Origin of the sequence: Gilliamella sp. wkB18 (genome assembly GCF_001690875.1) — a bacterium.
Classification (GTDB): Bacteria; Pseudomonadota; Gammaproteobacteria; order Enterobacterales; family Orbaceae; genus Gilliamella; species Gilliamella apicola_A.
On the sequence record NZ_LZHM01000097.1, the window covers coordinates 1 to 23905 of the forward strand.

The 23905-nt window shown below is 33.3% G+C and carries 24 protein-coding genes and 1 riboswitch; of the genes, 10 read left to right on the top strand and 14 right to left on the bottom strand.

Features of this window, described 5'->3' with window-relative positions; all coding sequences use genetic code 11:
• Positions 1–967 precede the first annotated feature (967 nt).
• A complete protein-coding gene (gene smpB, locus A9G48_RS09860; protein ID WP_034944110.1) occupies positions 968–1450 on the bottom strand; it encodes an SsrA-binding protein SmpB in 483 nt (160 codons plus the stop codon).
• A 64-nt stretch (positions 1451–1514) separates the two neighbouring features.
• On the opposite strand from smpB, the gene A9G48_RS09865 reads away from it, so the two are divergent.
• The 5 genes from A9G48_RS09865 to A9G48_RS09885 are packed head-to-tail and all read left to right on the top strand — an operon-like array spanning position 1515 to position 3401.
• The gene (locus tag A9G48_RS09865) at positions 1515–1943 is read left to right on the top strand and encodes a type II toxin-antitoxin system RatA family toxin (protein WP_034944108.1); all 429 of its coding nucleotides are present in this window, start codon (positions 1515–1517) and stop codon (positions 1941–1943) included.
• On the top strand, positions 1939–2229 hold the full coding sequence (locus A9G48_RS09870; protein ID WP_176701034.1) for an RnfH family protein: 291 nt from the start codon (positions 1939–1941) through the stop codon (positions 2227–2229). Before A9G48_RS09865 ends, A9G48_RS09870 begins: the two co-directional genes overlap by 5 nt.
• 10 nt (positions 2230–2239) lie before the next feature.
• A complete protein-coding gene (gene zur / locus A9G48_RS11390) occupies positions 2240–2674 on the top strand; it encodes a zinc uptake transcriptional repressor Zur (RefSeq protein WP_162174517.1) in 435 nt (144 codons plus the stop codon).
• Entirely contained in the window at positions 2662–3021 is a 360-nt protein-coding gene (locus tag A9G48_RS11395) for an EamA family transporter (protein ID WP_034944770.1), read from the top strand. The genes zur and A9G48_RS11395 overlap by 13 nt, the downstream gene beginning before the upstream one ends.
• Positions 3018–3401: an EamA family transporter gene (locus A9G48_RS09885; protein WP_034944102.1), complete on the top strand. Its 384-nt coding sequence runs from the start codon at positions 3018–3020 to the stop codon at positions 3399–3401. The genes A9G48_RS11395 and A9G48_RS09885 overlap by 4 nt, the downstream gene beginning before the upstream one ends.
• Before the next feature lie 549 nt (positions 3402–3950).
• On the opposite strand, the gene mutT is transcribed toward A9G48_RS09885, so the two are convergent.
• From mutT to A9G48_RS09905, 4 genes are all read right to left on the bottom strand, one after another.
• Positions 3951–4355, bottom strand: a complete 405-nt coding sequence (gene mutT / locus A9G48_RS09890) for an 8-oxo-dGTP diphosphatase MutT (RefSeq protein ID WP_034944098.1) — start codon at positions 4353–4355, stop codon at positions 3951–3953.
• Between the two features lie 118 nt (positions 4356–4473).
• Complete coding sequence (gene secA / locus A9G48_RS09895; RefSeq protein ID WP_065576134.1) at positions 4474–7200, bottom strand: preprotein translocase subunit SecA; 2727 nt, start codon at positions 7198–7200, stop codon at positions 4474–4476.
• Positions 7201–7286: 86 nt separating this feature from the next.
• Positions 7287–7625 carry a hypothetical protein gene (locus A9G48_RS09900; protein WP_034944092.1) on the bottom strand — a complete coding sequence of 113 codons (339 nt, stop codon included), beginning with the start codon at positions 7623–7625 and terminating at the stop codon, positions 7287–7289.
• Positions 7626–7771: 146 nt separating this feature from the next.
• Entirely contained in the window at positions 7772–9322 is a 1551-nt protein-coding gene (locus tag A9G48_RS09905) for a multicopper oxidase family protein (protein WP_051825048.1), read from the bottom strand.
• Between the two features lie 844 nt (positions 9323–10166).
• Between A9G48_RS09905 and A9G48_RS09910 the strand changes: the two genes are divergently transcribed.
• Positions 10167–11231, top strand: coding sequence for an MJ1255/VC2487 family glycosyltransferase (locus A9G48_RS09910; protein ID WP_034944089.1), 1065 nt, complete (start codon positions 10167–10169; stop codon positions 11229–11231).
• A gap of 5 nt (positions 11232–11236) precedes the next feature.
• Positions 11237–11737, top strand: a complete 501-nt coding sequence (gene folA, locus A9G48_RS09915) for a type 3 dihydrofolate reductase (protein ID WP_176701035.1) — start codon at positions 11237–11239, stop codon at positions 11735–11737.
• A 43-nt stretch (positions 11738–11780) separates the two neighbouring features.
• Here the strand turns inward: folA and relA are convergent, their stop codons facing one another.
• The 4 genes from relA to trmB all read right to left on the bottom strand — a co-directional run bounded on the left by relA (position 11781) and on the right by trmB (position 16908).
• Entirely contained in the window at positions 11781–14027 is a 2247-nt protein-coding gene (relA, locus tag A9G48_RS09920; protein ID WP_034944082.1) for a GTP diphosphokinase, read from the bottom strand.
• Between the two features lie 2 nt (positions 14028–14029).
• Positions 14030–15367 carry a 23S rRNA (uracil(1939)-C(5))-methyltransferase RlmD gene (rlmD, locus tag A9G48_RS09925; RefSeq protein ID WP_034944079.1) on the bottom strand — a complete coding sequence of 446 codons (1338 nt, stop codon included), beginning with the start codon at positions 15365–15367 and terminating at the stop codon, positions 14030–14032.
• Between the two features lie 11 nt (positions 15368–15378).
• Positions 15379–15867, bottom strand: a complete 489-nt coding sequence (coaD, locus tag A9G48_RS09930) for a pantetheine-phosphate adenylyltransferase (RefSeq protein WP_034944074.1) — start codon at positions 15865–15867, stop codon at positions 15379–15381.
• A gap of 339 nt (positions 15868–16206) precedes the next feature.
• The gene (gene trmB, locus A9G48_RS09935) at positions 16207–16908 is read right to left on the bottom strand and encodes a tRNA (guanosine(46)-N7)-methyltransferase TrmB (protein ID WP_034944071.1); all 702 of its coding nucleotides are present in this window, start codon (positions 16906–16908) and stop codon (positions 16207–16209) included.
• Positions 16909–17175: 267 nt separating this feature from the next.
• Between trmB and A9G48_RS09940 the strand changes: the two genes are divergently transcribed.
• Positions 17176–18123 (top strand): ribose-phosphate pyrophosphokinase, encoded by a 948-nt coding sequence (locus A9G48_RS09940; protein WP_034944068.1) that lies wholly within the window; start codon positions 17176–17178, stop codon positions 18121–18123.
• 73 nt (positions 18124–18196) lie between these two features.
• Positions 18197–18781, top strand: a complete 585-nt coding sequence (gene pth / locus A9G48_RS09945) for an aminoacyl-tRNA hydrolase (protein ID WP_034944065.1) — start codon at positions 18197–18199, stop codon at positions 18779–18781.
• A 103-nt stretch (positions 18782–18884) separates the two neighbouring features.
• Here the strand turns inward: pth and A9G48_RS09950 are convergent, their stop codons facing one another.
• A complete protein-coding gene (locus tag A9G48_RS09950) occupies positions 18885–19328 on the bottom strand; it encodes a DUF3597 domain-containing protein (RefSeq protein ID WP_051825046.1) in 444 nt (147 codons plus the stop codon).
• 357 nt (positions 19329–19685) lie between these two features.
• Here A9G48_RS09950 and A9G48_RS09955 point away from each other — a divergent pair, with 357 nt between their 5' ends.
• Complete coding sequence (locus A9G48_RS09955; protein ID WP_034944062.1) at positions 19686–19889, top strand: heavy-metal-associated domain-containing protein; 204 nt, start codon at positions 19686–19688, stop codon at positions 19887–19889.
• Positions 19890–20096: 207 nt separating this feature from the next.
• Here the strand turns inward: A9G48_RS09955 and thiD are convergent, their stop codons facing one another.
• The 4 genes from thiD to trkA form a co-directional block, all read right to left on the bottom strand.
• A complete protein-coding gene (thiD, locus tag A9G48_RS09960; RefSeq protein WP_034944058.1) occupies positions 20097–20891 on the bottom strand; it encodes a bifunctional hydroxymethylpyrimidine kinase/phosphomethylpyrimidine kinase in 795 nt (264 codons plus the stop codon).
• 11 nt (positions 20892–20902) lie between these two features.
• The gene (gene thiE, locus A9G48_RS09965) at positions 20903–21544 is read right to left on the bottom strand and encodes a thiamine phosphate synthase (protein ID WP_034944055.1); all 642 of its coding nucleotides are present in this window, start codon (positions 21542–21544) and stop codon (positions 20903–20905) included.
• A 9-nt stretch (positions 21545–21553) separates the two neighbouring features.
• Positions 21554–22345: a hydroxyethylthiazole kinase gene (thiM, locus tag A9G48_RS09970; RefSeq protein ID WP_065576135.1), complete on the bottom strand. Its 792-nt coding sequence runs from the start codon at positions 22343–22345 to the stop codon at positions 21554–21556.
• Between the two features lie 50 nt (positions 22346–22395).
• A riboswitch (TPP riboswitch) is annotated at positions 22396–22498 on the bottom strand.
• Between the two features lie 37 nt (positions 22499–22535).
• Positions 22536–23897, bottom strand: coding sequence for a Trk system potassium transporter TrkA (trkA, locus tag A9G48_RS09975; protein ID WP_034944049.1), 1362 nt, complete (start codon positions 23895–23897; stop codon positions 22536–22538).
• Between the last annotated feature and the right edge of the window lie 8 nt (positions 23898–23905).

Consider the following 23905-nt stretch of genomic DNA (forward strand, 5'->3'; position numbering starts at 1 on the left):
TATTTTATCATTATTTGAATAAAAAATATGATTTTTATCAAAAAAAATTATATTTTATTTTAATTTTTAATTATTTAATTTATTTGTATGATGCTTGTATATTCTTTAAATTAGAATTATTACTTTTTTTATCGACATCTTAAATAGTTTGATATTACCAATTTAAAAATCTATATGATACCTTGTTTTAAGGTTCTTTTTTACGTTTATTAATTTTTTTTATCTCATTTTTTTAGTGTTTAATCCTGTCAATACCACTTAATTAATGATATTTAGTTGCTAAATATTACATTTTTCTTTTGCAAGCGAAATTAATTTGATGTTGATCGCATTTATCCCCAAATTTGTTAAAGATGGCTTTTAGTTTCGCATTCTCAGAGCTGCAGTGTTTTATTTTTTATAGAGCAAATTATGGCAGGGATATTTTATAACAAGTCAATTTATTGGGTTGTTTTCTGCTACAGTTTTATATGTATAATTTTTAGGGGTATCAGTATTGATCAGCAATATTTTCTTTTTATTTTTTGAACTCCACATAGGGAATGTCATCTTGCTGTTTATAACCTGCAAGGTAATATTACATTCTGATTAAACTTTGAGTGATGGCAATTAGATAAAAATTATGAGTTATTCAAAGTGTGTATGAAAAAATAGGGGGATGCGAGTTTTATGTGCCCAGGAATTTGATGGTAAGAAGTACTGAAGTTATTCACTTGGTGTAAAAAGCCAAAACAATATAGGTTTGTTAATATTGTTATAATTAAATATATGTATAGGTTATTTTTATTATCTAATTAGTGCAAGTGCTGAAGATTTTTTAAATTATAGCGTATATGTACGTTGTCATTATATATGATTTGCTGAATTTTAAGAAGTTAAGATACAGTGCATTTTTTATTAGAACATAAGCTATTTAATATTGCTAAATGCATTATTTAGCAATATTTTGTTAACATAAAACCCAATTTTATCGATGAGCATTTTTCATGATACGAGCTTTATCTACCTGCCATTGACGTTCTTTAATGTCAGTTCGTTTATCGTATTCTTTTTTACCTTTAGCTACGCCAATTTTTACTTTTGCCCACGCATTTTTCCAATATAGAGAAAGCGCAACAACTGTATAGCCTTGACGATTAATTTGACCAAATAGTGAATTTAATTCACGTTCGTTTAATAGTAATTTACGTGTACGCATTGGTTCGCACACCACATGTGTTGAAGCGACATTAAGTGGAGTGATAGTAGCACCAAAAAGCCATGCCTCTCCTTCTTTGAGTAAGACATAACTGTCACTAATATTGGCTTTTCCCGCACGTAATGATTTAACTTCCCAACCTTGTAGGGATAATCCCGCCTCAATTTCTTCTTCAATAAAGTATTCATGGCGTGCGCGTTTGTTTAATGCGATGGTTGACGAACCCAGTTTATGTGATTTTTTCTTAGTCATAGTGTGCGTTATTATAGAGTTACGTGATACTATATGCCACAAATTTTATTTTTTAATTTTTATTATGGCAAATATATTTCACGAAGTTATTGAACCTTATTCAATTGAGCAAATGTTTGCTTTAGTTAATGATATTGCTCGCTATCCTGAATTTGTTCCTGATTGTATCGCAACTGGTATTATTAGAAAACAAAATAATATCGTTGCAGCGTTTATTGAAGTTGAAAAATTTGGTTTTAAAAAATCATTTACGACATTAAATCAGATTAATGAACCTAATTCAATTGATATGTCTCTTTTGGAAGGACCTTTTAAGTATTTTTCAGGTAAATGGCAATTTGTGGAAATTGCTGAAAACAAGTGTAAAATCAGTTTTAGCTTGGATTTTGAGTTCCAAAGTAAGTTTTTAGATATAACATTCAAACCTGTTTTTAAAGAAGTTATGTCTAATATGGTTAATGCTTTTTCGAAACGTGCAAGGCAGATTTATTAATATGATGAATATTCAAATTGTTTATGCATTACCTAATAATTCTACGGTAATTGATTTTCAAGTCGACGAGCCAACTAATGTCTTGCAAGCCATTATAAAATCCAATATCTTATCATTATGTCAAATCCAATTAGATGAACATCTAATCGGTATTTTTGGCAAACGTTGTGAATTAAGTGAACAGGTTAAAGATGGCGATCGTATTGAGATTTATCGTCCGTTAATTAATGATCCTAAAGAAATAAGGCGAAGGAAAGCTGCGTTGAAAAATAATGATCATAGGTAAAGGAATTAAAATGCATAATCTGATGATTGAAAAGATTGAAACTTTATGCAAAAAACGTGGTATTAAACTGACAACGCAACGTCGAACAGTTTTAAATATTATGTTAACAGCAAATAAGGCAATGAGTGCATATGATCTTTTAGATCTACTCAAAATAAGTGAACCACAAGCTAAGCCGCCAACAATTTATCGTGCACTTGAGTTTCTACTTGAGCATGGTTTTATACATAAAGTTGAGTCGACAAATAGTTATATTATTTGTCCTCACTTTCAAGATCCACAGCATATTTCAATTATGTTTATTTGTGATAATTGTGAAAAGATTATCGAAAAACATTCTGAGCATATTGAAAAACAACTTAAACAATTGGCGCTACAAAGCGAGTTTTTGATTAAGTATAGTGTGCTTGAAATCCATGGAGTATGTCAGTTGTGTCAACTATAATTATTGTACTTTGGCTGCTCAACATTAGTTGTGATACTGTAGGACAAATTGCATTTAAATATGCAGCTATTACCTCAAAACATAAACAAGGTGTGGATTATTGGCATAAACTATTTGGAAATTTTTGGCTTTGGATTGGTTTTGGCTCATATTTTGTTGGCTTTATTTTTTGGTTAGCTTTTTTGAGTAAAGTTCCATTATCTCAAGGCATTTTGCTTGGTTCATTTAATATGATTACGGTGATGCTTGCTGGTAGGATTTTATTTAAAGAACATCTAACATTGCTGCGTCTTCTGGGGATATTTTTTATTACAACAGGAGTGGTTTTAGTGGGGATCATGGAATGAAAAAATTTTATTTAATTGGTTTTGTGTTACTTTTATTTTTTGATACTTTTGGACAAACTAATTTTAAACTTACAGCATCAGCAGCAGAACCTTTTGAAATAGGTTTTGATTGGTTAGTGCGTATTTTTAGCCATTGTTGGGCTTATCTGGTAATAATTGGTTATACTGGGGCATTTATCACTTGGATGGTGTTATTGAAAAAAGCACCAGTAGGACCAGCTTTTGCTGCTTCTCATTTACAAGTGGTAACGGTAATGATAGTATCCGTTATCTTTTTTGATGAACAAATGACATTATATCGTTTGTTTGGCGCACTGTTTATTATTATTGGTATTATATTTTTGGCATTAGCCGAACAAAGGTTACAGCGTAAATCTTGATTCTTTTTTGAGATTGTTATTAGGCATGAGGTTAATAAGACCTTATGTTAAGGCATGATAACCATTATTTATTTAACTATGTTATCGTTTTATAACAATTGGGAATATGCTTTTTTCTAGGATAATAACTAGTGATGTATATCTTTTTTTCAGACTAAATGTACTCAATTCGCCTTGATTAATACCTATTTAATAATAATTCTACTAATTTTAATGCTAAAATGCTTTTTAATAATAAAATTAGTTAAAAATCAAATGGATAATATTTTTATGTCAGTTCTTACTCAGTGAAAAATTGCTAGTTCTAAAATTGGTTATTTTTAATTTTTGAGTTATTTAATTTTGGTTTTATTTAAGAAAAGGTGATGGAGGCGTCGTTATAATATTCACTTTTAAGAGAAAATACACACATAATATTTTTTATTAAATGATTGATAAAATAATTTTTAAAACAATGTTAAAAAGTTATCCTATTAAAAAAATTAGTAGAGAAATAATATGCTAATCTAAAATTACAATAAATCATAAGACTAAACTAACAATAATAATTTAGATTTGTTTATCTAAATTTTTTAACATTTCAATAATAGGTCGATTGGCATCCGGAAATTCATCGGCATTCAAATCTTCTTGTGCGACCCAACGACTTGGCTGCCCTTCTTTAGCAAAAGGTACGCCGTCCCATTCTTCAACTAAATAGGCATGGATGGTAATATCGCGATCATCATAGCTATGATTAACCACTTTTAAAAATTGAGCTTGATTTATATGAATATCGACTTCTTCTAAAATTTCGCGTTGTAGGGTTTGATAGGGAGTCTCATCTAATTCAATTTTTCCACCAGGGAATTCCCAAAAACCAGCGAGGTGTGAATCCTCTCCGCGCTGAGTGATGAAGATTTGACAATCTTGTGAACGAATAATACCTATAGCAATTTCAGTATGTTTTTTCATAATTCTGTCTGTCTATGAGTAAAATTCAGGGAAAGTAGGTATTTTCCCTGAATTTTCAACGCCGCCAGTGATCGGCGATTAAATATTCAAAGTAATTTGATGATACTAAATTTTTTATTTATTGAACAGCCCCATGACAATGTTTATATTTTTTTCTTGAACCGCAAGGACAAAGATCATTACGCCCAACTTTTGCTTCATGACGAGTAATTGGCTGCATGGTATTTACTTCATCTTCGACTCCACTGTTTATATTAGTGGTAGATTGATGGCTAGCTTGTTGTTTAGTGGACAATTTTTCCATTTCTGCTAACCGTTGGCGCTCTGCCTCTTCGACTTCTTCTTGAGAACGAATTACCACCCGGCTAAGAATGCCAATAACATCATATTTAAGTGTTTCTAGCATGTCTGCGAACATATTGAATGATTCACGTTTATACTCTTGTTTAGGATCTTTTTGTGCATAACCCCGTAAATGAATACCTTGACGTAAATAATCCATTGAAGCAAGGTGTTCTTTCCATAAATTATCCAGTGTTTGTAACATTACTGTTTTTTCAAACTGTCTAAAAGCTTCTGAGCCAGCAATATTTTCTTTCTCTAGATAATGTTGGTGAGCGAGCTGTAAAATACGTTCGCGTAGCGTTTCTTCATAAAGATTCGGTTCTTCCTCGAGCCATTTAGAAATTGGTAAGTTTAAATCAAAGTCTGTTTTAAGTGCGGTCTCAAGCCCAGTAATATCCCACATTTCTTCCATTGATTGAGGTGGAATATAACGATTAATCAGTGCATTAAAGACATCTACTCGAATTGAATCAATTGTTTCTTTAATTTCTGAATTATCCAGTAATTCATTTCGTTGGCGATAGATAGCTTTACGTTGATCGTTAGCGACGTCATCGTATTCAAGTAACTGTTTACGTATATCAAAATTTCGGCTTTCAACTTTCTTTTGTGCATTAGCAATTGCTTTGGTAACCCATGGATGTTCAATGGCTTCACCTTCTTTCATACCTAGTTTACGCATCATATTACCGACACGTTCTGATGCAAAGATTCTCATTAATGGATCTTCAAGAGAAAGATAGAAACGTGATGCACCAGGATCACCTTGACGACCAGCACGCCCTCGCAGCTGATTGTCAATACGACGTGATTCATGGCGTTCTGTTCCTAGAATGTACAGCCCACCAAGCGCAATAACTTCTTCATGCCTTATTTGCCAAGCTTTTTTAGCTTTTTCAATATCTTCAGGCGTTGGGTTTTCAATTTTAGCTACATCACTTTGCCAGTTTCCGCCTAACATAATATCGGTACCACGACCGGCCATATTTGTTGCAATGGTAACTGCACCTTTGCTACCTGCATTAGCAATGATTTCAGCTTCTTGAGCATGGAACTTTGCATTTAATACATTGTGTTTAATACCCACTTTTTTAAATGCGTTTGATACAAGCTCCGATTTTTCGATTGATGCGGTACCAACTAGAACTGGTTGCCCTCGTTTGATACACGCTTGGACATCAGTCACAATCGCATTGATTTTTTCTTTTTCGGTCATGTAAACCAGATCAGACTGATCTTTACGTAACATTGGGCGATTAGTTGGAATGACAATAGTATCTAATCCATAAATTTGATTAAATTCGAATGCTTCTGTATCGGCTGTACCTGTCATACCAGCTAGCTTTTTATACAAACGGAAATAGTTTTGGAAAGTAATTGACGCTAATGTTTGATTTTCATTTTGAATTTTTACATGTTCTTTGGCTTCAACGGCTTGATGTAAGCCGTCAGACCAACGACGGCCTTCCATAGTTCGACCTGTGTGCTCATCAACAATAATAATTTCACCATCTTTGACAATATAATCGACATCACGATGGAATAAATGATGAGCACGTAAAGCGGCATTAACATGATGCATTAATACAATATTTGCCGGTGCATAAAGCGATTCTTCGCTTTTCATTATGCCTTGCTTTATAAGCAATTCTTCAACTTTGATTAAACCTCGTTCAGTTAAATTAACTTGGCGTGATTTTTCATCAATTGAAAAGTCTCCTTCACCCTGAAATTGGTCTGAATCTTCTTTTTCTTGGCGGATCAAATGCGGAATAATTCTATCCACGCTGATATATTTGTCGGAACTATCTTCTGCTTGACCTGAAATAATTAACGGTGTTCTAGCTTCATCAATTAAAATTGAGTCAACTTCATCGACTAGGGCATAATGCAATGGGCGTTGTACGCGTGACTCTTTATTGAACACCATATTGTCGCGTAAATAATCAAAACCATATTCATTATTTGTTCCATAAGTGATATCGGCATGGTAAGCATCACGTTTCATTTGTGGAGGCATGTTAGGCAAATTAATGCCTACAGTTAAACCTAAAAATTCAAATAATGGACGATTATTTTCGGCATCACGTTGAGCTAAGTAGTCATTAACAGTTACAACATGAACTCCTTTACCACTTAATGCATTTAAATAAGCCGGTAGTGTTGCGGTTAATGTTTTACCTTCTCCGGTACGCATTTCAGCAATACAACGTTCGTTTAGTACCATACCACCAATTAATTGCACATCAAAATGTCGCATACCAAATACACGTTTACTAGCTTCACGCACTACGGCAAAAGCTTCTTCTAAAATATCATCTAATTGTGTGCCTGATGCCAATTTTTGTTTAAATTCAGTTGTTTTAGCTTTAAGCTCATCATCAGATAATGCTTTCATTGTAGGTTCAAGTGCATTGATTTTTTCAACTCGTTTACGCATGGTTTTTAATACGCGCTCATTACGGCTACCAAATACTTTGGTTAATAAGTTTAATAACATAATATTTCTCTAGTGTTTAATATAGGATGTAAAACCTTGGCTTAATAATAAGTATAAAATATCAATTTTATCGAGTTACATACTCGTTAAATGGTAACACTTGGCCCCGCTCTTATACCATTATAAAGGGAAGATAAACGAATAGCTTTACTCGGTGAAATATCATGATAATTTTGTATGATAAGTTCGATTAAATCATGATGTTTTTGTGATTGAGATAAATTTTGTGATTTCGTTCTCACTGTTGTCTTATAATCTTGCGTTATTGCGATAATACCAATATTTGACGTAGAAGATTCTACAGATAGGGTATTTTGTTGCCATGAGCCAAATCCAACAGCAATTACACCTAATAGTAAGTGCGAAAAAGTCGTTTTAAAAATTAAACGTTTGCTAAGTTTTTGCCAATAATAGATCACATTCATAATTGTGATATGTTAGCATTTTTTGCCAAAATGAAAAACAAATATTATTTGTTATAGAAGGTTATATATTAAGGTTTTTTATTATGATAAAAAAACCTCTATTTTTAGCCAATGAAGTTTAAAAATAGAGGGGCAATGAAGAGGTATTATTTGACAAGTAATTGTCCCATCATACCTAGTGTTTCATGCTCGATAATATGACAGTGGTACATACGAAGACCTGTAAAGTTTTGTTGCATTTTAAGTGTAATCTTTTCATGTGGGCGGAGATTAATTGTATCTTTTAGCGCTACATAGTCAGGTGGTGTTTTTACACCATTTAACTCATGTGATAGCACGATAAATTGGGTGCCATGTATATGAAAATTATGATCCATGTGTGAATTATTAATAATTGTCCACTCTTCTACATCGTGAATTTTACTTTCTAAATCAACTCTTGACATGTCGTGTCGTTTTCCATTAATTAAAAAAATCATATTCCCTCTGGGTTCTTTCATATCCATAGCTTCTGTATATTCAATAGATTTATGAGCTACAGGTTCTCCTAAAATGGGTAACTGGCGTAGTGTAGTTGGTAAATCAAAAGAATCAGCTTTGTTAAGCTCTAATTCAGCAAGTATAAAATCTTGTTCTGGTGGGATATCGCCCATTTTTCCGCGATCATAACTAATAGATTGAAGGTAAAATAGTCCAGAGTGTTTTGGAATAATAACCAATTCAGCCCGCTCTGCTGGTGTTAATAATAATGGTTTATTGAGTAAATAAGGTTGAGCTAATAATCCACCATCACTGCCCACTAGATAGACATCACATCCAGGGATAGAAAGATTAAGGTATCGACCAGAACAAGCGTTCCATATTCTGATACGTGTGGTGCCATTAACTTTTATTTTAGGTTGGTACGAACCGTTGATTAGCACAAATTGTCCCTCACGACCGTTCATCCAATCAGCCATTGAATTATTCGCAATTTGACCTTTATCGGTTAATTTTAAATCAGAAAAAAACCAGTTTTGTTCAGGTATATCACTTAAAGGATCATTTTTACTACGTACGATAAAGGTACCCGCTAAACCATGATAAACTTGTTCAGCGACAGTATTATGCCCGTGAGGGTGATACCAATAGGTTCCAGCAGAACCTTTAGGAATGGTAAACTCATAAATTCGACTGCTTCCGGCAGGGATTTCATCTTGTGGATTACCATCTTGATCAGCAGGAATCAATAAACCATGCCAATGTACGGTTGTAGGTTGTGATAAATCATTTTTAACTGTTATTTTGACTTGATCACCTTCAAATACCTCAATTTTAGGTCCCGGAACCATACCATTATATGTCCAAAATTCAGTTGTTAACTCAGGTATTAGCGAAATTTTAACAGATTTCAAATTTAACGTTGCCTCAAATATACCTTGTTTTGTACTTTCATTTTTTAAATTGGCTAAAAGCGGTAAATTAAGCCCTTTTGGAAATGATGATGTTGGTAAAAGCTTTTGAGACGTTTTTGTATTGGTCATATTCATATTCATATGCATATGTTCGTGCATGTTATCCCCCATTTTACAATTAGCAGAATTTTGCCCACACATTTGACCCGATATCATTGAATGATCCATTTTCGCAAAAGTTTTAGTTACGGCTAATCCGCTTAGAACTGCGCTAATATTTATCAAAAAATTTCGGCGTTTCATAATATTCCTATTTTAATTTAATTAATGATTTTTTAATGCAATAATTCATAACGGTGGTTTGCTAGTGCTACGGTGATGATTCTCAAAATTTACTTTTTAGTTAAAATTTTTTAGTAATTATTTTAGGTCAATTTAGGAATAAGTATTGCTATTATCTAAACTAGGTTTTGTAGGTAGATATTGTTTTCGATAATTGTGGTTATCCATGTAGCCTACAGCTTTGTAAAGATTAAATCACAAGTAAGACGAAAGCCTTTATTACTTTAGTGAGCAATTTTCAGTTGCTCGCTGGATATAGTCTTAGATATTAACATAATAAAAACAGCAAAATTAGAAGAAATTTTTAGGATAAAACTAGGCTAAATAGCAAATTAATAATCATTGTTATAATGAATATGTTACTGATGGTAAATTATCTATTGATAACACTTTTGTTAACATTCAAAATTATTTATCGTTTAACTCACCGATAGTTGATAACCATTATTTTACAAGAAATAAAACTAAATAGCACGTTTTTTAATCATTATTTTTATGTAAGTTATAGTAATTGGATATTAAAAATATATTAATTCTATAACTTAATGATTAAATGTTTGTTATACGGTAATATATGATTATGTTTCTATTAACTAATTTATTAACTCAGTCACTGTATAATAAACAATGATTGAAGTTTTGCTGCAATTATAAGTAACAACTAAAGCGTTTTATTTTTGTTATTTTCATACATGAAAATATGTTTAACGAGCGTGTAGCATTAGCTTTGACTTAAAATAATAAAGATAATTATTTTTTGTTCTGATATCATATTAACCAATATTAAGGGGTGAATAATAGCGATATGAAAATTCTTTTTGGTATTCAAGGAACGGGAAATGGTCATATTAGTCGTTGTCGAACGTTAGCCAAAGCATTAAAAAAATTAGGGGTTGATGTTGATTATATTTTGAGTGGCAGAGATCCGAAGGATTATTTCGATATGGATTCTTTTGGAAATTATAGGGCTTTCCGTGGAGTTACTTTTGCAACGCTAAATGGTAAGATTAATTTCCGTAAAACTGTGCAACGTATTAGAGCTTTTCGATTAATCAAAGATGTTCGTGAACTTGACTTATCAAAATATGATTGCATTATTAGTGATTTTGAGCCTGTAAGCGCATGGGCTGCACATTACCAACATCGGGAATGCTTGGGCATCAGCAATCAAGCTGTATGTCAGTATCTTAAGCCGAAAGAATACGGTCTTATTGCTAATGTCATTATGAAGTATTATGCACCTGTAACCTTGCCTATTGGTTTGCATTGGTTTCATTTCGGTCATAAATTACTTCCTCCCATGATTGATTCGTTTCCTATTTCCCCTACAGAAGATGGTAATATTGTTGTATATTTACCATTTGAAGAATTAAATGAAATTATAGGGCTACTAAAATCGTTTCCTAGCCACAATTTTATCTGTTTTCATCCATATGTTAAGCAAATAGAACAAGAAGGTAATATTATTTTGCAACCATTGAGTCGTGATAGCTTTACGCAAGCTTTAATTAGCTGTTCTGGTATTATCTCAAATACAGGTTTTGCTCTAATTTCAGAAGCTTTAGTGCTTGGTAAAAAGATTTTAACCAAGCCCGTTTCTGGTCAGTTTGAACAAATCTATAATGCTCAATGTTTGCAAACTTTAGATATGGCAACAGTAATGGAAAATTTAAATAGCATAAAGCTTAAATACTGGCTGGATTTACCCTTTCCAAAACCAGTCGTTTATCCTGATGTTGCTACAGAGCTAGCTAATTGGATTGTTGCAGGGAAAAAAGAACCCTTGCTATCTTTAAGTAAACGATTGTGGTGCCAAACTATTTTTCCTGAGAATGTGAAACAACGAATTAAATCTTTAGGATATGTATAAATATGATCTTAAGCATTATTGTGGCGATGGCTCATAATCGTGTTATTGGTTTAAATAATCAAATGCCTTGGCATCTACCAGCCGATTTGGCTTGGTTTAAACAAAATACACTCAATAAACCCGTTATAATGGGACGAAAAACATTTGAATCTATTGGTAAACCATTACCTAATCGAAAAAATATAATTGTTACGCGACGCGCTGATATAAAAGTTGAGGTTGATTCCAATGTTAGTTGGGTTCGATCTACTGATGAGGCTATTTTATTAGCTAAAGCTCAATGTGCACAAGAGGCATTTATTATTGGTGGTGGGAATATTTATGATCAGGTATTACCGTTGGTCAATCGCCTTTATTTAACTCATATCGATGCAAAGTTACAAGGCGATACTTATTTTCCAGAGTACTTATCAAAACAATGGCAAACAATTTTTCAGGATTATCATCAAGCAGATAATAAAAACCCATACAACTACAAATTTGAAATTTTAGAACGTATTGCGTAATTGTTCTTTTTCATGATGACATTATTATCGCAAACTTAATGTATTAGTCTTGAAAACGTTTTGCTTCAATAACATCGGGGAGTTGTTTTATTTTATTAAGTACACGATTTAGTGAATTTTGATCGAAAACTTCCATATCGACGTCAATGGTAGCTAACTGTTGCTTCGTGTCAGAACGGCTAATTAAACCAAGCACGCTAACTTTTTCATTAGCTAAAATGGTTGTGATATCTCGTAATAACCCGCTGCGATCGTTTGCAATGATTTTTACTACCATTGTGTAGCTTGAGAGAGTGTTATCACTCCAAATGGCGTTGGTAATGCGTTCTGGAGCATGGTTTTTAAGTTCTTGCAATTGTTCACAATCAGCACGATGAATTGATATACCTCTTCCTTGGGTAACAAACCCTATAATCGGATCGATTGGAATAGGGCGGCAACAGTTAGCAATGGTATACATTAGGTTCTCTACTCCCTCAATGATGATTTCACTACCTTTTTTATTGGTATTTTTTGATTGAGTATTCGATTTTTGGGCAATTTGTTTTAATGCCGCTTCGTCTTCTTCTTCAGCTGTTGGTTTATTAAATTGAGCATTAATAAAATTGACTAATTGGTTGATTCTAACATCACCACTACCAATACCGGCTAATACTTCATTAAATGAATGGGCGTTATATTTCTTAATAAGTATTTTTTCGACACTTTTTAAGCTGATGTTTAAAGGTTCAAGTTCACTTTGTAAAATTTGTTCTCCTGCGGAGATATTTTTATCGCGATCTTGTTTTTTAAACCAAGCTTGAATTTTAGCTCTAGCACGATTACTGTTAACAAATCCAGTATTAGGGTTTAGCCAATCTCGGCTGGGGTTTGGCTGTTTTTGGGTAATGACTTCAACTTGGTCTCCCATTTTTAAATGATAAGTAAATGGTACAATTCTTCCGCTTACTTTGGCACCAATACAGCGATGCCCCACATCGCTGTGTATATGATAAGCAAAATCAAGAGGTGTTGAGCCAGCAGGTAAGTCAACAACATCACCTTTAGGGGTAAACACATATACTCTATCATCAAAAATTTGACTGCGTACTGCCTCCTGAATTTCGCCACTTTCAGACATTTCTTGTTGCCATGTTAATAATTTGCGTAACCAAGAAATTCGCTGATCATAAGCAGTCATTTTATCAGTGCTGCCTTCCTTATATTTCCAATGTGCGGCAATTCCTAGTTCAGCATCATTATGCATTTGTTCAGTACGGATTTGAATTTCAATTGTTTTATTTTGAGGACCATAAACGACAGTATGAATGGACTGATAGCCATTCGGTTTAGGATTTGCAACATAGTCATCAAACTCTTTAGCAATATGCTTGTAATGGCTGTGAACAATGCCCAATGCATTGTAACAATCTTCAATACGGTCACAAATAATCCGTACGGCACGGATATCATAAAGATCTTCAAATTGTAGATGCTTACGCTCCATTTTACGCCATATACTATAAATATGTTTAGGACGCCCATAAACTTCAGCATAAATATGATCTTTATTCATTAAATCTTGTAAGTGTTTTACAAATTGATTGATATAAGATTCTCGATCTAGCCGCTTTTCTTGTAATTTTTTTGCAATAAGGCGATAGTGATCTGGGTATAAATAACGGAAACAAAAATCTTCAAGTTCCCATTTTAGTTGACCAATACCAAGACGATTTGCAAGTGGAGCATAGATATTAAAGCATTCTTTAGCCGCAAGGACTTGTTCTTCTTGAGGCGAGTGCATCAGATTACGTAAGTAAGTAATGCGTTCTGCTAATTTAATCACTACACTACGAAAATCATTAACCATAGCCAGTAACATGCGACGGATACTATCAATTTGTTCTGTTGTCGCGCTGCCATTACGAATGGCACGAAGTTGGCGAATTTCCTTCATTCTAACTATGCTTGAAATTATATGAGAAATTTCGCGATCAAAATCATCAGGAATATCCTCCCGACGAATAATTTTGGTATCAACAAAAGGAAGTAATAATGCAGCACATAGGCTATTGATGTCCATATTAAGTGTTGATAAAATTTCGACCATTTCTATAGCATTTTGAAAACAATGTATTTGTTCAGATGCACCTGCGCTATTTTCAAAACAAAAATCCCAAACATCTTTAAATTTTTGGTAGGCTGTTGGGTTAGTCAACAATAACTCTTGTTTGATCCATTGTTCAACATCAAATTGTGTAAGCGTGTAATGCTCTTCGCTATGTTGGTGTGCTCCTCTAATTGATACCATAATTATGATCCTAATTTCGTTAACAACAACATTGATTCAATGTGCTTAGTTTGCGGAAACATATCTAAAATAGCAACTTGAGTAATTTGGTATCCTGCATCAAGAAATTGCTTACTATCTCTAGCTAACGTTGCTGGATTACAGGATATATAAACAATTTTAGAAGGTTCTATTTTCAGAATTTCGGTGGTTACATTAAATGCTCCAGCTCTAGCAGGATCCAATAAAATTTTATTAAATTTTAATTGATTCCATGTCGAAAATTGTTGGTTATCCTCTAAGTTACTAGTTAAAAAATGGGTTTCAGCACGAATTTCATTGCTATTTAATATAGCGTTAAATTTTGCTTTTTCAACTAGTTCGTTGATGCCTTCAATACCTGTTACCGATTGGCATATTGTTGCCATAGGTAATGAAAAATTACCCATACCACAAAATAGATCTAAAACTTTATCTGTGGATTGTAAGTCAAGCCACTTGAGTGCTTCAACTATCATTTTTTGATTAATTTTGCTGTTGACTTGGATAAAGTCAAGCGGACTAAATGTAAGTTTTAGATTGTTAATTAGGTAATAGTGTTCGGATTTACCATATATATGGATTAATTCTTTGCCATGAAAATAAAGTGAAATTCTATTATCTTCGGCGAATTTCTTTAATAATCTGGTATCAACTTCTGATAATGATGTAGTGTGTCTTAATACAAGAATGATACCGCTATCCACAGAGATTAATTCAATATGGCCAAGTGCTTTTTTTTGTTTTATTTGACGTAATATATTTTGTAGTGGTAAAAGTAGTGAGTTTAATTCATTAACTAATACTGGACATTGTTCAATATTGATTATTTGATTTGATTCTAACTGACGAAAGCCAATCAATAATTCGCCTTTAACAATATTAATCGCTAGTCTTGCTCGTCGACGATAATGATAAGGTTGATCGGTAATAATTTGGAGTGAGCTTTTAACAATATCTGTTAAAGGTTGTCCCGTTTCTTTTTGTAACAGATTTATTAGTGCCTCATATTTTGATTGTTGTTGCAAATGTGGTGCAATATGTTGTAGTTCACAGCCACCACATTTTTGATAGTATTTACATTGTGGTTTTATGCGTGTGGCACTTTGGTTATGATATTTTATTACTTTTGCTTTTGCATAATTCTTTTTATCTTCAGTTAGAACAATATCAACAGTTTCATCAGGTAGTGCTGATTTAATAAAAATTGTTTTACCTTTATGACTAGCTATTCCTTGCCCAAAGGCATCTAAGCTTGAGACTGTCACAGTCAATTTTTTTGGGGAAAGTTTCTTTTTTGCAGGAGTGTAAAAATTAACCATATAAATTTGAATTATGTTAACTGTTCAAGTAATTTTGTTTTAACATGCGGTGGGACTAAGTTGGATATATCTCCACCATGATAAGCAACATCTTTTACAATGGTTGAAGAAATAAACCCCATTGCAATTGAAGGCATTAAAAAGATAGTGTCTAAGTCTGGCTTTAATGCTCGATTCATTTCGGCAAGTTGTCTTTCGTATTCAAAATCATGTGTTGTTCGAACACCACGCACAATGACTGTTGCATTATGAATTTGTGCAAAGTCCGCCATTAAATTATCAAAACCAATGACTTCAACATTAGGTAAGTGTTCAACCGCAATTAAAGCTAAGTTAACTCGTTCTTCTAAAGTAAAGAGAGTCCTTTTGCTAGGATTTTCAGCGATAGCAACAATTAGTTTAGGAAATAATAGTGAGGCTCGAGTAATAAGATCAATATGCCCATTAGTTGTGGGATCAAAAGTGCCAGGAAAGATGGCTGTTGAAGTTTTGCTAGTCATTTATCTTATATCCATTAACGACGAGATTTATATCATACATAATTTTGCACAGAATTGTTAGATTAACTATAGCAATTGCCTTTCTTTTTTCAAGAAAGGCAATTGCTGATAGAATAATTTCTCCTTATGGGCAATTATAATGCTAAGTTTTTTGGCGAATGATACTCAGGCCTATCATTAATCATTTAATAATAAATTTAGAATACAATCCCAATTTTATTACATTTAAAATAATTTTATCTGTTATTGAGTAAATTGTATTGATTTAGATACATGGATTAAACGGTGCAGACGAAGTAAATGTAGTATTTCATTTCGTATAATTATTACTTAATGCTGCTATTTTTTCATAAATTGCAAATCCCAAACGCCATGACCTAAATTTTTTCCTCGTTTTTCAAATTTGGTAATTGGTCTTTCTTCTGGTCTTGGTATGTAGTCATTCGTTATTGATAAATTTTTAAAACCTTTTGCTTGAGTTAAGACTTCAAGCATATGTTCAGCATAATGTTGCCAATCTGTGGCTAAATGTAAAATACCACCTGGTTTTAATTTTTGCCTAATAAGCTCGACAAAATTAGGTTGAATAATTCGGCGTTTGTTGTGTTTTGCTTTATGCCATGGATCTGGGAAAAAGATTTGCACTTTATTTAGTGAATCATTTGTAATCATATTCTGTAATACTTCAACAGCATCATGACACATTACTTTTAAATTGGGTAATTGATTTTCCTCGATAGCCATTAAGCAAGAACCAATACCAGGCTTATGCACTTCTATACCTAAAAATGATGTATTGGGTGCATTTTTGGCCATTTCAATCAATGAGGCGCCCATGCCAAATCCAATTTCTAACACTACATTTTTGTTTGTTTCAAAAGATATAACGCTATTCGGATTATATTCAATGCCAAATGTTGGCCATAAATTTTTTAATGCTTGTTCTTGTCCTTTAGTCAAACGTCCTTGTCTTAATACAAAACTTCGAATAGTTCGTTTAGATTTTAAATCTTTAATATCTGTATTTAAGTGTTCATTCATTACGTTATCTACTTATCGTTGTAAGATTGATTAAAGTTAATGGAAAATTCTAATGTAGTTAGAAAACTTTGGCTAATTAGTTTACTCTATTTTAAGATGACGTCAAAAAACATATTTTATCAAATTTACTAACTTGCAATTTGATTGAGATATCAAATAATTTTTTATAATGTTGTTGAGCATAATCATTAAATGATTATATAATTGTCATTCCAATTTAACCGATTACGTATTAAGTAATCATAAATACATGCTTGAGGATTTCTCGTGCCTGATATGAAGCTTTTTGCTGGTAATGCCACACCAGAACTAGCAAAGCGTATAGCTAATCGTCTTTATACTTCCCTTGGTGACATTGTTGTAAGCCGTTTTAGTGATGGCGAAGTCAATGTCCAAATCAATGAAAATGTCCGTGGTGAAGATGTTTTTATTATTCAATCAACTTGTGCTCCTACCAATGACAATTTAATGGAATTATTAGTTATGATCGATGCAATGCGCCGTGCATCTGCTGGTCGTATTACTGCTGTTATTCCTTATTTTGGTTATGCAAGACAAGATCGCCGTGTTCGTTCGGCTCGTGTACCTATTACTGCTAAAGTTGTTGCTGATTTTCTATCAACAGTTGGTGTCGATAGGGTATTAACCGTTGATCTTCATGCCGAACAAATTCAAGGTTTCTTTGATGTGCCTGTTGATAATGTATTTGGCAGCCCAGTTATTTTAGAAGATATGCTACAACGTGAGTTTGAACGCCCAATTGTTGTTTCGCCTGATATTGGTGGTGTGGTGCGTGCACGTGCCATAGCTAAACTGCTTAATGATACTGATATGGCAATTATTGATAAACGTCGTCAACGTGCAAATGAAGCAGAAGTGATGAATATTATTGGTGATGTTGCTGATAGAGATTGTATCTTAGTTGATGATATGATTGATACTGCTGGAACACTTTGTAAAGCAGCTGATGCTTTAAAAGTACGAGGGGCGAAAAGAGTGTTTGCTTATGCGACACACCCGATATTTTCAGGTAAAGCAGTAAGTAACATTAAAAACTGTGCCATTGATGAAATTGTTGTTTGTGACACAATTCCATTAACGGCTGAAGTAAAAGCATTGAAAAATGTTCGCCAATTAACATTATCAGGTATGCTTGCTGAAGCAATTCGTCGAATTAGTAACGAAGAATCAATTTCAGCAATGTTCCATCAATAATCTATTTTATCATTTAATTTGATGCCCCTTTAGGGGCATTTTTTACGATAAAATCATCGATAATAAATATATTATGACAACGATAAAATTGATAGTAGGGCTTGCTAATCCCGGAAATGAATATGCCGCAACTCGCCATAATGCGGGGGCTTGGTTTATTGAAAAATTGGCTGAGTGCTATAATCAATCATTAAAAAATGAGCCTAAATTTTTTGGTTACACATCACGGATCAACATTTCTGGTTATGATGTGCGTTTATTAGTTCCAACTACTTTCATGAATTTAAGTGGTAAAGCGGTACAGGCTATGGCGACATTTTACCAAATAAAGCCAGAAGAGATCTTAGTTGCACATGATGAACTCGACTTAAATCCCGGAATAGCTAAACTTAAGTTTGGTGGTAGTCATGGTGGGCATAATGGGCTAAAAGATATTGCTAGCAAATTGGGTAATAATTTAAATTTTTATCGATTAAGAATTGGTATTGGACATCCAGGTGATAAAAATAAAGTTGTTAGTTATGTCTTAAACAAACCAAGCAAATCTGAACAAGAATTGATTAATAAAGTGATTAATGAGTCGGTTCAATGTGTGGAGGTTTTGTTGTCTAACGGAATAGATGCTGCAATGAATCAATTACATTCGTTTAAAGCTTAGTTTTTGATAATTTATAAAATTAAGAATAGTAAAAGATTTTTTGTATAGAAATCCACCTTATCACAGGTGGATTAATCCCGAGGTACATTTTTTACTTTATTACTTAAGAAAATAGATGAGTTACATTTCCGCCTTTTTCAGCAATTTTTTTCAATACTTCTTTAATAAGCCAAGTATTCATTGATGCCGTATCATCAGTACTGCCTGTATAATTCAGTTCTTGAGCTAATTTTTTCCGAGCTTCTAAACTATTATCTATATTTAATAACTTTAATAAATCTACTATTGAGGTTTTCCAGTTAAGTTTTTCCGGAAATTTTTTGGCAAGGTTTTCGAGAATTGACATAACATCAACTTCAGATATAGGTGCTTTGTTATCTGAATTTTGTTGATTCTGATTTGAATTTTGGTCTTGGCTATTTTGCGTTTCCTCTTTATCGTGACCAGTTATATTATTGACTTGATTTTTAACTGCATCCGCAACATTGCCTACAGCAGCTTGCGCGTTTGGAAAGATTTTAGAAAAAATATTATTTAAGATACCCAAATTACACCCCCTATGTTTAAACTGCTTTTAATAAAAGTCTGCTTAACTATTTAGATGCACAAAATATCATAAGTAGTATAACGCTTAATGAATAATGATGTCAAAGTGGCTATAAATTAATAGCACTTTTTGTTTTTAATTGAATTATTAAGCCTAACTAATATTTTATTCAATAATATTACAATTTTAATATAAATTATTTACATTTTTGAGCTTAAGATTAAAACTGTTATTCTAATTAGCTTTAGCTATTTAGTTTATTAAATGTATATTGATTCGGTTAATAATTAGTTTATTATTCTCGATTAACACGTTAAAATTTATTTATCTAAGCTTGATGAAACAAAGAGGCTAATAATGAAATTAATCGTTAATAATATGAGTTGTCAGCATTGTGTGAAAACCATTACCAAAGCGATTAACGATATTGATCCAAAAGCTAAAGTAACGGTGGATTTGAATAAACATGAAGTTAATATTGAAAAAGGTACTATCTCACAAGAAGCGGCTATTACTGCTGTTAGCGAAGCAGGATTTGAATTCGTTGGGATTTTATATTAATTATACTGTTTTTCGAGCTTTTAATTTATAGATATTTTACGTTTTGGTGGAGCTCTGTTTAGACTACATCATTTATACATGAAATGGTCAAAATGGTATAGCTCTAAACATAAGATCTGTATCAAAAGGAAATAACTTTCCCATTTTCTCAAAATACCGAAAATAAATGAGTAAAGGTTTCAAAAAAGATAGTGTTTATAAAGTTTTTTACCACCACTGATAAAAATGATGTGTTGGTCCAATTCCTTGACCAACCGATAAATTATCTGCATGCTTAATCACACCTTGTATATAGTCTTTTGAATATTTTATTGCCTGTTCTAAGGTATTATTGGGGAGCAGTGCAGCAATAGCAGCTGATAAGGTGCATCCTGTTCCATGGGTATTTTTAGTGGCAATTCGAGGTGAAGTCAGCCTTATTATATTATCTTGTGTAATTAAGTAATCAGGACTTTGATTACTTGATAGATGCCCACCTTTTATTAATACTGCTTTGCAACCCAATTTAAGTAGCTCATAACCTTGTATTTGCATTTCTTCTTCTGTTTTAGCTTCATCACAATCTAATAATGTTGCAGCTTCAGGTAGGTTGGGGGTAATGATCGTTGCTAAAGGTAATAAAAGCTCTCGAATGGCAGCAACAGCATCCGATTTTAATAATAAATGCCCTCCTTTGGCTACCATTACTGTATCTATTACAACAGTTTTAATCGGATTATTTTTTAGAAGGTGATGAACGGTTGAGACAATCTCTTTATTCATCAGCATACCTATTTTCACACTATCAATTTTAATATCTTGATATAACGTAGTAAATTGTGCTTCAATAAATTTCGGTTTAATTGCTAATATGGCATCAATCCCTTGAGTGCTTTGTGCTGTAAGAGCGGTTATGACTGAAATACCATAAACGCCGAATGCTGAAAAAGTTTTTAAGTCTGCTTGAATACCCGCTCCACCGCTTGAGTCAGATCCTGCAATTGTTAAGGCAATTGTTGTCATAATATTCTTTCCTATTTAGTTTGTTTTATTTTTTCGATAAGTGCTAAGGTAGCTTGTGAAACATCTGTTTGACCACAAATTGCTGAAACCACAGCAATTCCTTCAATACCGGTCTGCAAAATTTTTGTGGCGTTATTGGTATTGATTCCTCCAATAGCGACGGCAGGGCGCTGTTTTAGCTTTACTAACTCAGTTAGTTGTTGCATGCCTATTGGTGGCGTGACATCTTTTTTAGTGTCTGTTGAAAAAATCGGACCAACACCAATATAATCCACTAATTGCCACGGCGTTGCCTCAAGTTGCTGACGATTAGTCACCGAAAATCCTAACCATTTATCATTGCCAATTAATTTTCTTGCGATATTAATAGGTAGATCAGTTTGCCCAATATGTACACCGTTAGCATCAACGGCTAACGCTATATCAATATGATTGTTAATAAATAATGGTACAGGAGTATCGTTAAGAACCTGTTTTAAAGCTACTGCTGCTTGATACCAATTCTTACATGAAAATTCGTGTTCGGATCTTAATTGTATTGCGGTTACGCCATTGGCAACTGCTATTTTGGTGGTATTTATCATGCCTTTAATGCCGCCGCATAATAATGGATCGAGGACTAAGTAAAGTGTCAAATCTAGTTGCTTTTTCATTAGATTTTCCTATTTGTTTGATATGTTAAATAATGAAAGTTTATCTAGTAGTGAGACTGCATAAGTTCCTAATCCTTGCTGTTTATTGGCAAGTTCACCGGCTTTTTTCATCATAAAACAAGCGGAGGCGGTAGCTAATAATGGATCCATTGAATTGGCTATAAATGCGGCAACCATTGCTGACAATGAACATCCAGTACCTGTGACTTTTGTTAATGCAATATCACCGCCTGTAATGCTATAAATATCTTTACCATTAGTAATATAATCAGTTTTACCGGTAATGGTTACGATAGTTTCATATTTTTGTGCAAGTGAGATAGCTGTTGTTAAGGCTGATTCAGTCGAATCTTGACTGTCAGGTCCTTTCGATGATGAATTTTGTTCATCTAATACTAATATTTCAGAAGCATTGCCACGAATTACTGTTGGTTTTAATAATAATAATTGTTTTGCAATATTCGTACGGTAAGGAAGGGCTAATCCAACTGCAACAGGATCTAATACCCAAGGGGTTTGAGTTTTCTTAGCCTGAGCAGCGGCTAATAGCATACTCTTTGCGGTATTGCCGCATACCGTCCCTAGATTAATTAATAAACTGTTAGCAACACGAACGAATGAAGAAACTTCATGTTCAGCGATAATCATGGCTGGCGATGCGCCAATTGCAAGTAATACATTGGCGGTAAAATTTTGCACTACATCATTGGTCATGCAATGAACTAAAGGTTGTTGCTGTTGTACTTGTTTAATGAAAGGTGGGAATTGAAAAGCTTGAAATGGTTTTATTGTTAATAACATATTCTTTCCTTTTTATTCTTAGTAATTGGGAAGAATATGCCGCGTTAGGCCGTATATGGCTTAGACTTCCCTACGCTGGTATAACCCAGATCAGGTTCAACGGGTAATATCTCAGTTTTTTGTGTAAAACAAAAAACACCCCGAGTCAAAATCTTTATTTATTATGAACTGGCTATTTATTTTAAACAAGTCATTGTAATAATTTTTCTATATCAGTAATCGCTTTTCTATCTGGTAAAAATATAATGAGATGATCTTTGTCTTCAATGGTTAAATCAGTATTAACAATGATCACATCTTCTCCTCGTACAATAGCCCCGATAGTTGCGCCTGAAGGTAATTTTAATCCATTAATATTTTTACCTACCAATTTTGATGTTTCATTATCACCATGAGCAATGACTTCAATAATTTCAGATTCACCTTGTCTTAATGAGACAACTTTTACCATACCTGTTTGTCTTACATGACTTAATAGCTCTGAAATGGTGGCATGTTGTGGTGAAATCGCTATATCAATTACACTGTCATTGATAAGTTCAAGGTAGGCCTGACGTTGAATTAATACAATGACTTTTTTTGCCCCCATTCTTTTGGCAAGCATTGAAGACATGATGTTTGATTCATCATCACTTGTTACTGCGATAAAAAGATCGGTAAGCTCAATTTGTTCTTGTGATAATAACTCTTGATCAGATGATTCACCATGTAATACAGTTGTGTTAATTAGCTGTTCGGCAATTAATTCAGCACGCACAGAATTACGTTCAATTAGTTTAACTTGGTAGGCATTTTCTAAACGTTTAGCTAGCGCGACTGCGATACTCCCTCCACCACTAATAATTATACGTTTGTATGGTTTTTCTAAACGTTGTAACTCACTGGTCACGGCTTTAATATTAAAAGGTGGGGTTATAAAATAGACCAGATCGCCAGCCTCGATCAATGTTGATCCTAGTGGGCGAATAAATTGATTTTTACGATATATTGCCACGACTCGGGCCTCAACATGAGGAAGGTGTTCTTTGAGCTCCGATAATTCACTTCCAACCAAAGCCCCGCCATAATATGCTTTAGCAGCAACCAAACATACTCTATTATCATAGAAGGAGGCAAACTGTAGCGAACCAGGATACTGGACTAAATGGCTTATATGGTTAGTGATGAGATTTTCAGGAGCGATAATATGATCGATATTGATACAATCTTTATTAAAAAAAGAATATTTTTCCTCGTTATATTCTGGCGCTCTAATTCGTGCAACTTTTTGCGAAATATTAAACATCACATGACTAATTTGACATGCCATCATGTTTACTTCATCAGAGCTAGTTACAGCAACTAGCATATCGGCTGATTCAGCACCTGCACTTTCTAAAACTTGTGGATAAGAGGGTTTTCCACAAATTACTTGTAAATCAAAGCGTTCTTGCAATGATTGCAATTTGTTGTCATCTTCATCTACAACAGTGACGTCGTTTTGTTTTTCTGTAACGAGGTATTCAGCAAGTGCACTGCCTGTTTGTCCCGCTCCAAGAATGATAATCTTCATAACTAACC

Excerpts from the sequence above, each read along its gene's own strand:
- A9G48_RS09905 (WP_051825048.1), bottom strand. The coding sequence starts at position 9,322 with ATGAAACGCCGAAATTTTTTGATAAATATTAGCGCAGTTCTAAGCGGA.
- zur (WP_162174517.1), top strand. The coding sequence starts at position 2,240 with ATGCATAATCTGATGATTGAAAAGATTGAAACTTTATGCAAAAAACGT.
- thiM (WP_065576135.1), bottom strand. The coding sequence starts at position 22,345 with ATGTTATTAACAATAAAACCATTTCAAGCTTTTCAATTCCCACCTTTC.
- A9G48_RS09885 (WP_034944102.1), top strand. The coding sequence starts at position 3,018 with ATGAAAAAATTTTATTTAATTGGTTTTGTGTTACTTTTATTTTTTGAT.
- thiD (WP_034944058.1), bottom strand. The coding sequence starts at position 20,891 with ATGACAACAATTGCCTTAACAATTGCAGGATCTGACTCAAGCGGTGGA.
- rlmD (WP_034944079.1), bottom strand. The coding sequence starts at position 15,367 with ATGGTTAATTTTTACACTCCTGCAAAAAAGAAACTTTCCCCAAAAAAA.
- pth (WP_034944065.1), top strand. The coding sequence starts at position 18,197 with ATGACAACGATAAAATTGATAGTAGGGCTTGCTAATCCCGGAAATGAA.
- A9G48_RS09955 (WP_034944062.1), top strand. The coding sequence starts at position 19,686 with ATGAAATTAATCGTTAATAATATGAGTTGTCAGCATTGTGTGAAAACC.
- coaD (WP_034944074.1), bottom strand. The coding sequence starts at position 15,867 with ATGACTAGCAAAACTTCAACAGCCATCTTTCCTGGCACTTTTGATCCC.
- smpB (WP_034944110.1), bottom strand. The coding sequence starts at position 1,450 with ATGACTAAGAAAAAATCACATAAACTGGGTTCGTCAACCATCGCATTA.
- secA (WP_065576134.1), bottom strand. The coding sequence starts at position 7,200 with ATGTTATTAAACTTATTAACCAAAGTATTTGGTAGCCGTAATGAGCGC.
- mutT (WP_034944098.1), bottom strand. The coding sequence starts at position 4,355 with ATGAAAAAACATACTGAAATTGCTATAGGTATTATTCGTTCACAAGAT.
- A9G48_RS09910 (WP_034944089.1), top strand. The coding sequence starts at position 10,167 with ATGAAAATTCTTTTTGGTATTCAAGGAACGGGAAATGGTCATATTAGT.
- A9G48_RS09865 (WP_034944108.1), top strand. The coding sequence starts at position 1,515 with ATGGCAAATATATTTCACGAAGTTATTGAACCTTATTCAATTGAGCAA.
- trmB (WP_034944071.1), bottom strand. The coding sequence starts at position 16,908 with ATGAATGAACACTTAAATACAGATATTAAAGATTTAAAATCTAAACGA.
- thiE (WP_034944055.1), bottom strand. The coding sequence starts at position 21,544 with ATGAAAAAGCAACTAGATTTGACACTTTACTTAGTCCTCGATCCATTA.
- trkA (WP_034944049.1), bottom strand. The coding sequence starts at position 23,897 with ATGAAGATTATCATTCTTGGAGCGGGACAAACAGGCAGTGCACTTGCT.
- relA (WP_034944082.1), bottom strand. The coding sequence starts at position 14,027 with ATGGTATCAATTAGAGGAGCACACCAACATAGCGAAGAGCATTACACG.
- A9G48_RS09900 (WP_034944092.1), bottom strand. The coding sequence starts at position 7,625 with ATGAATGTGATCTATTATTGGCAAAAACTTAGCAAACGTTTAATTTTT.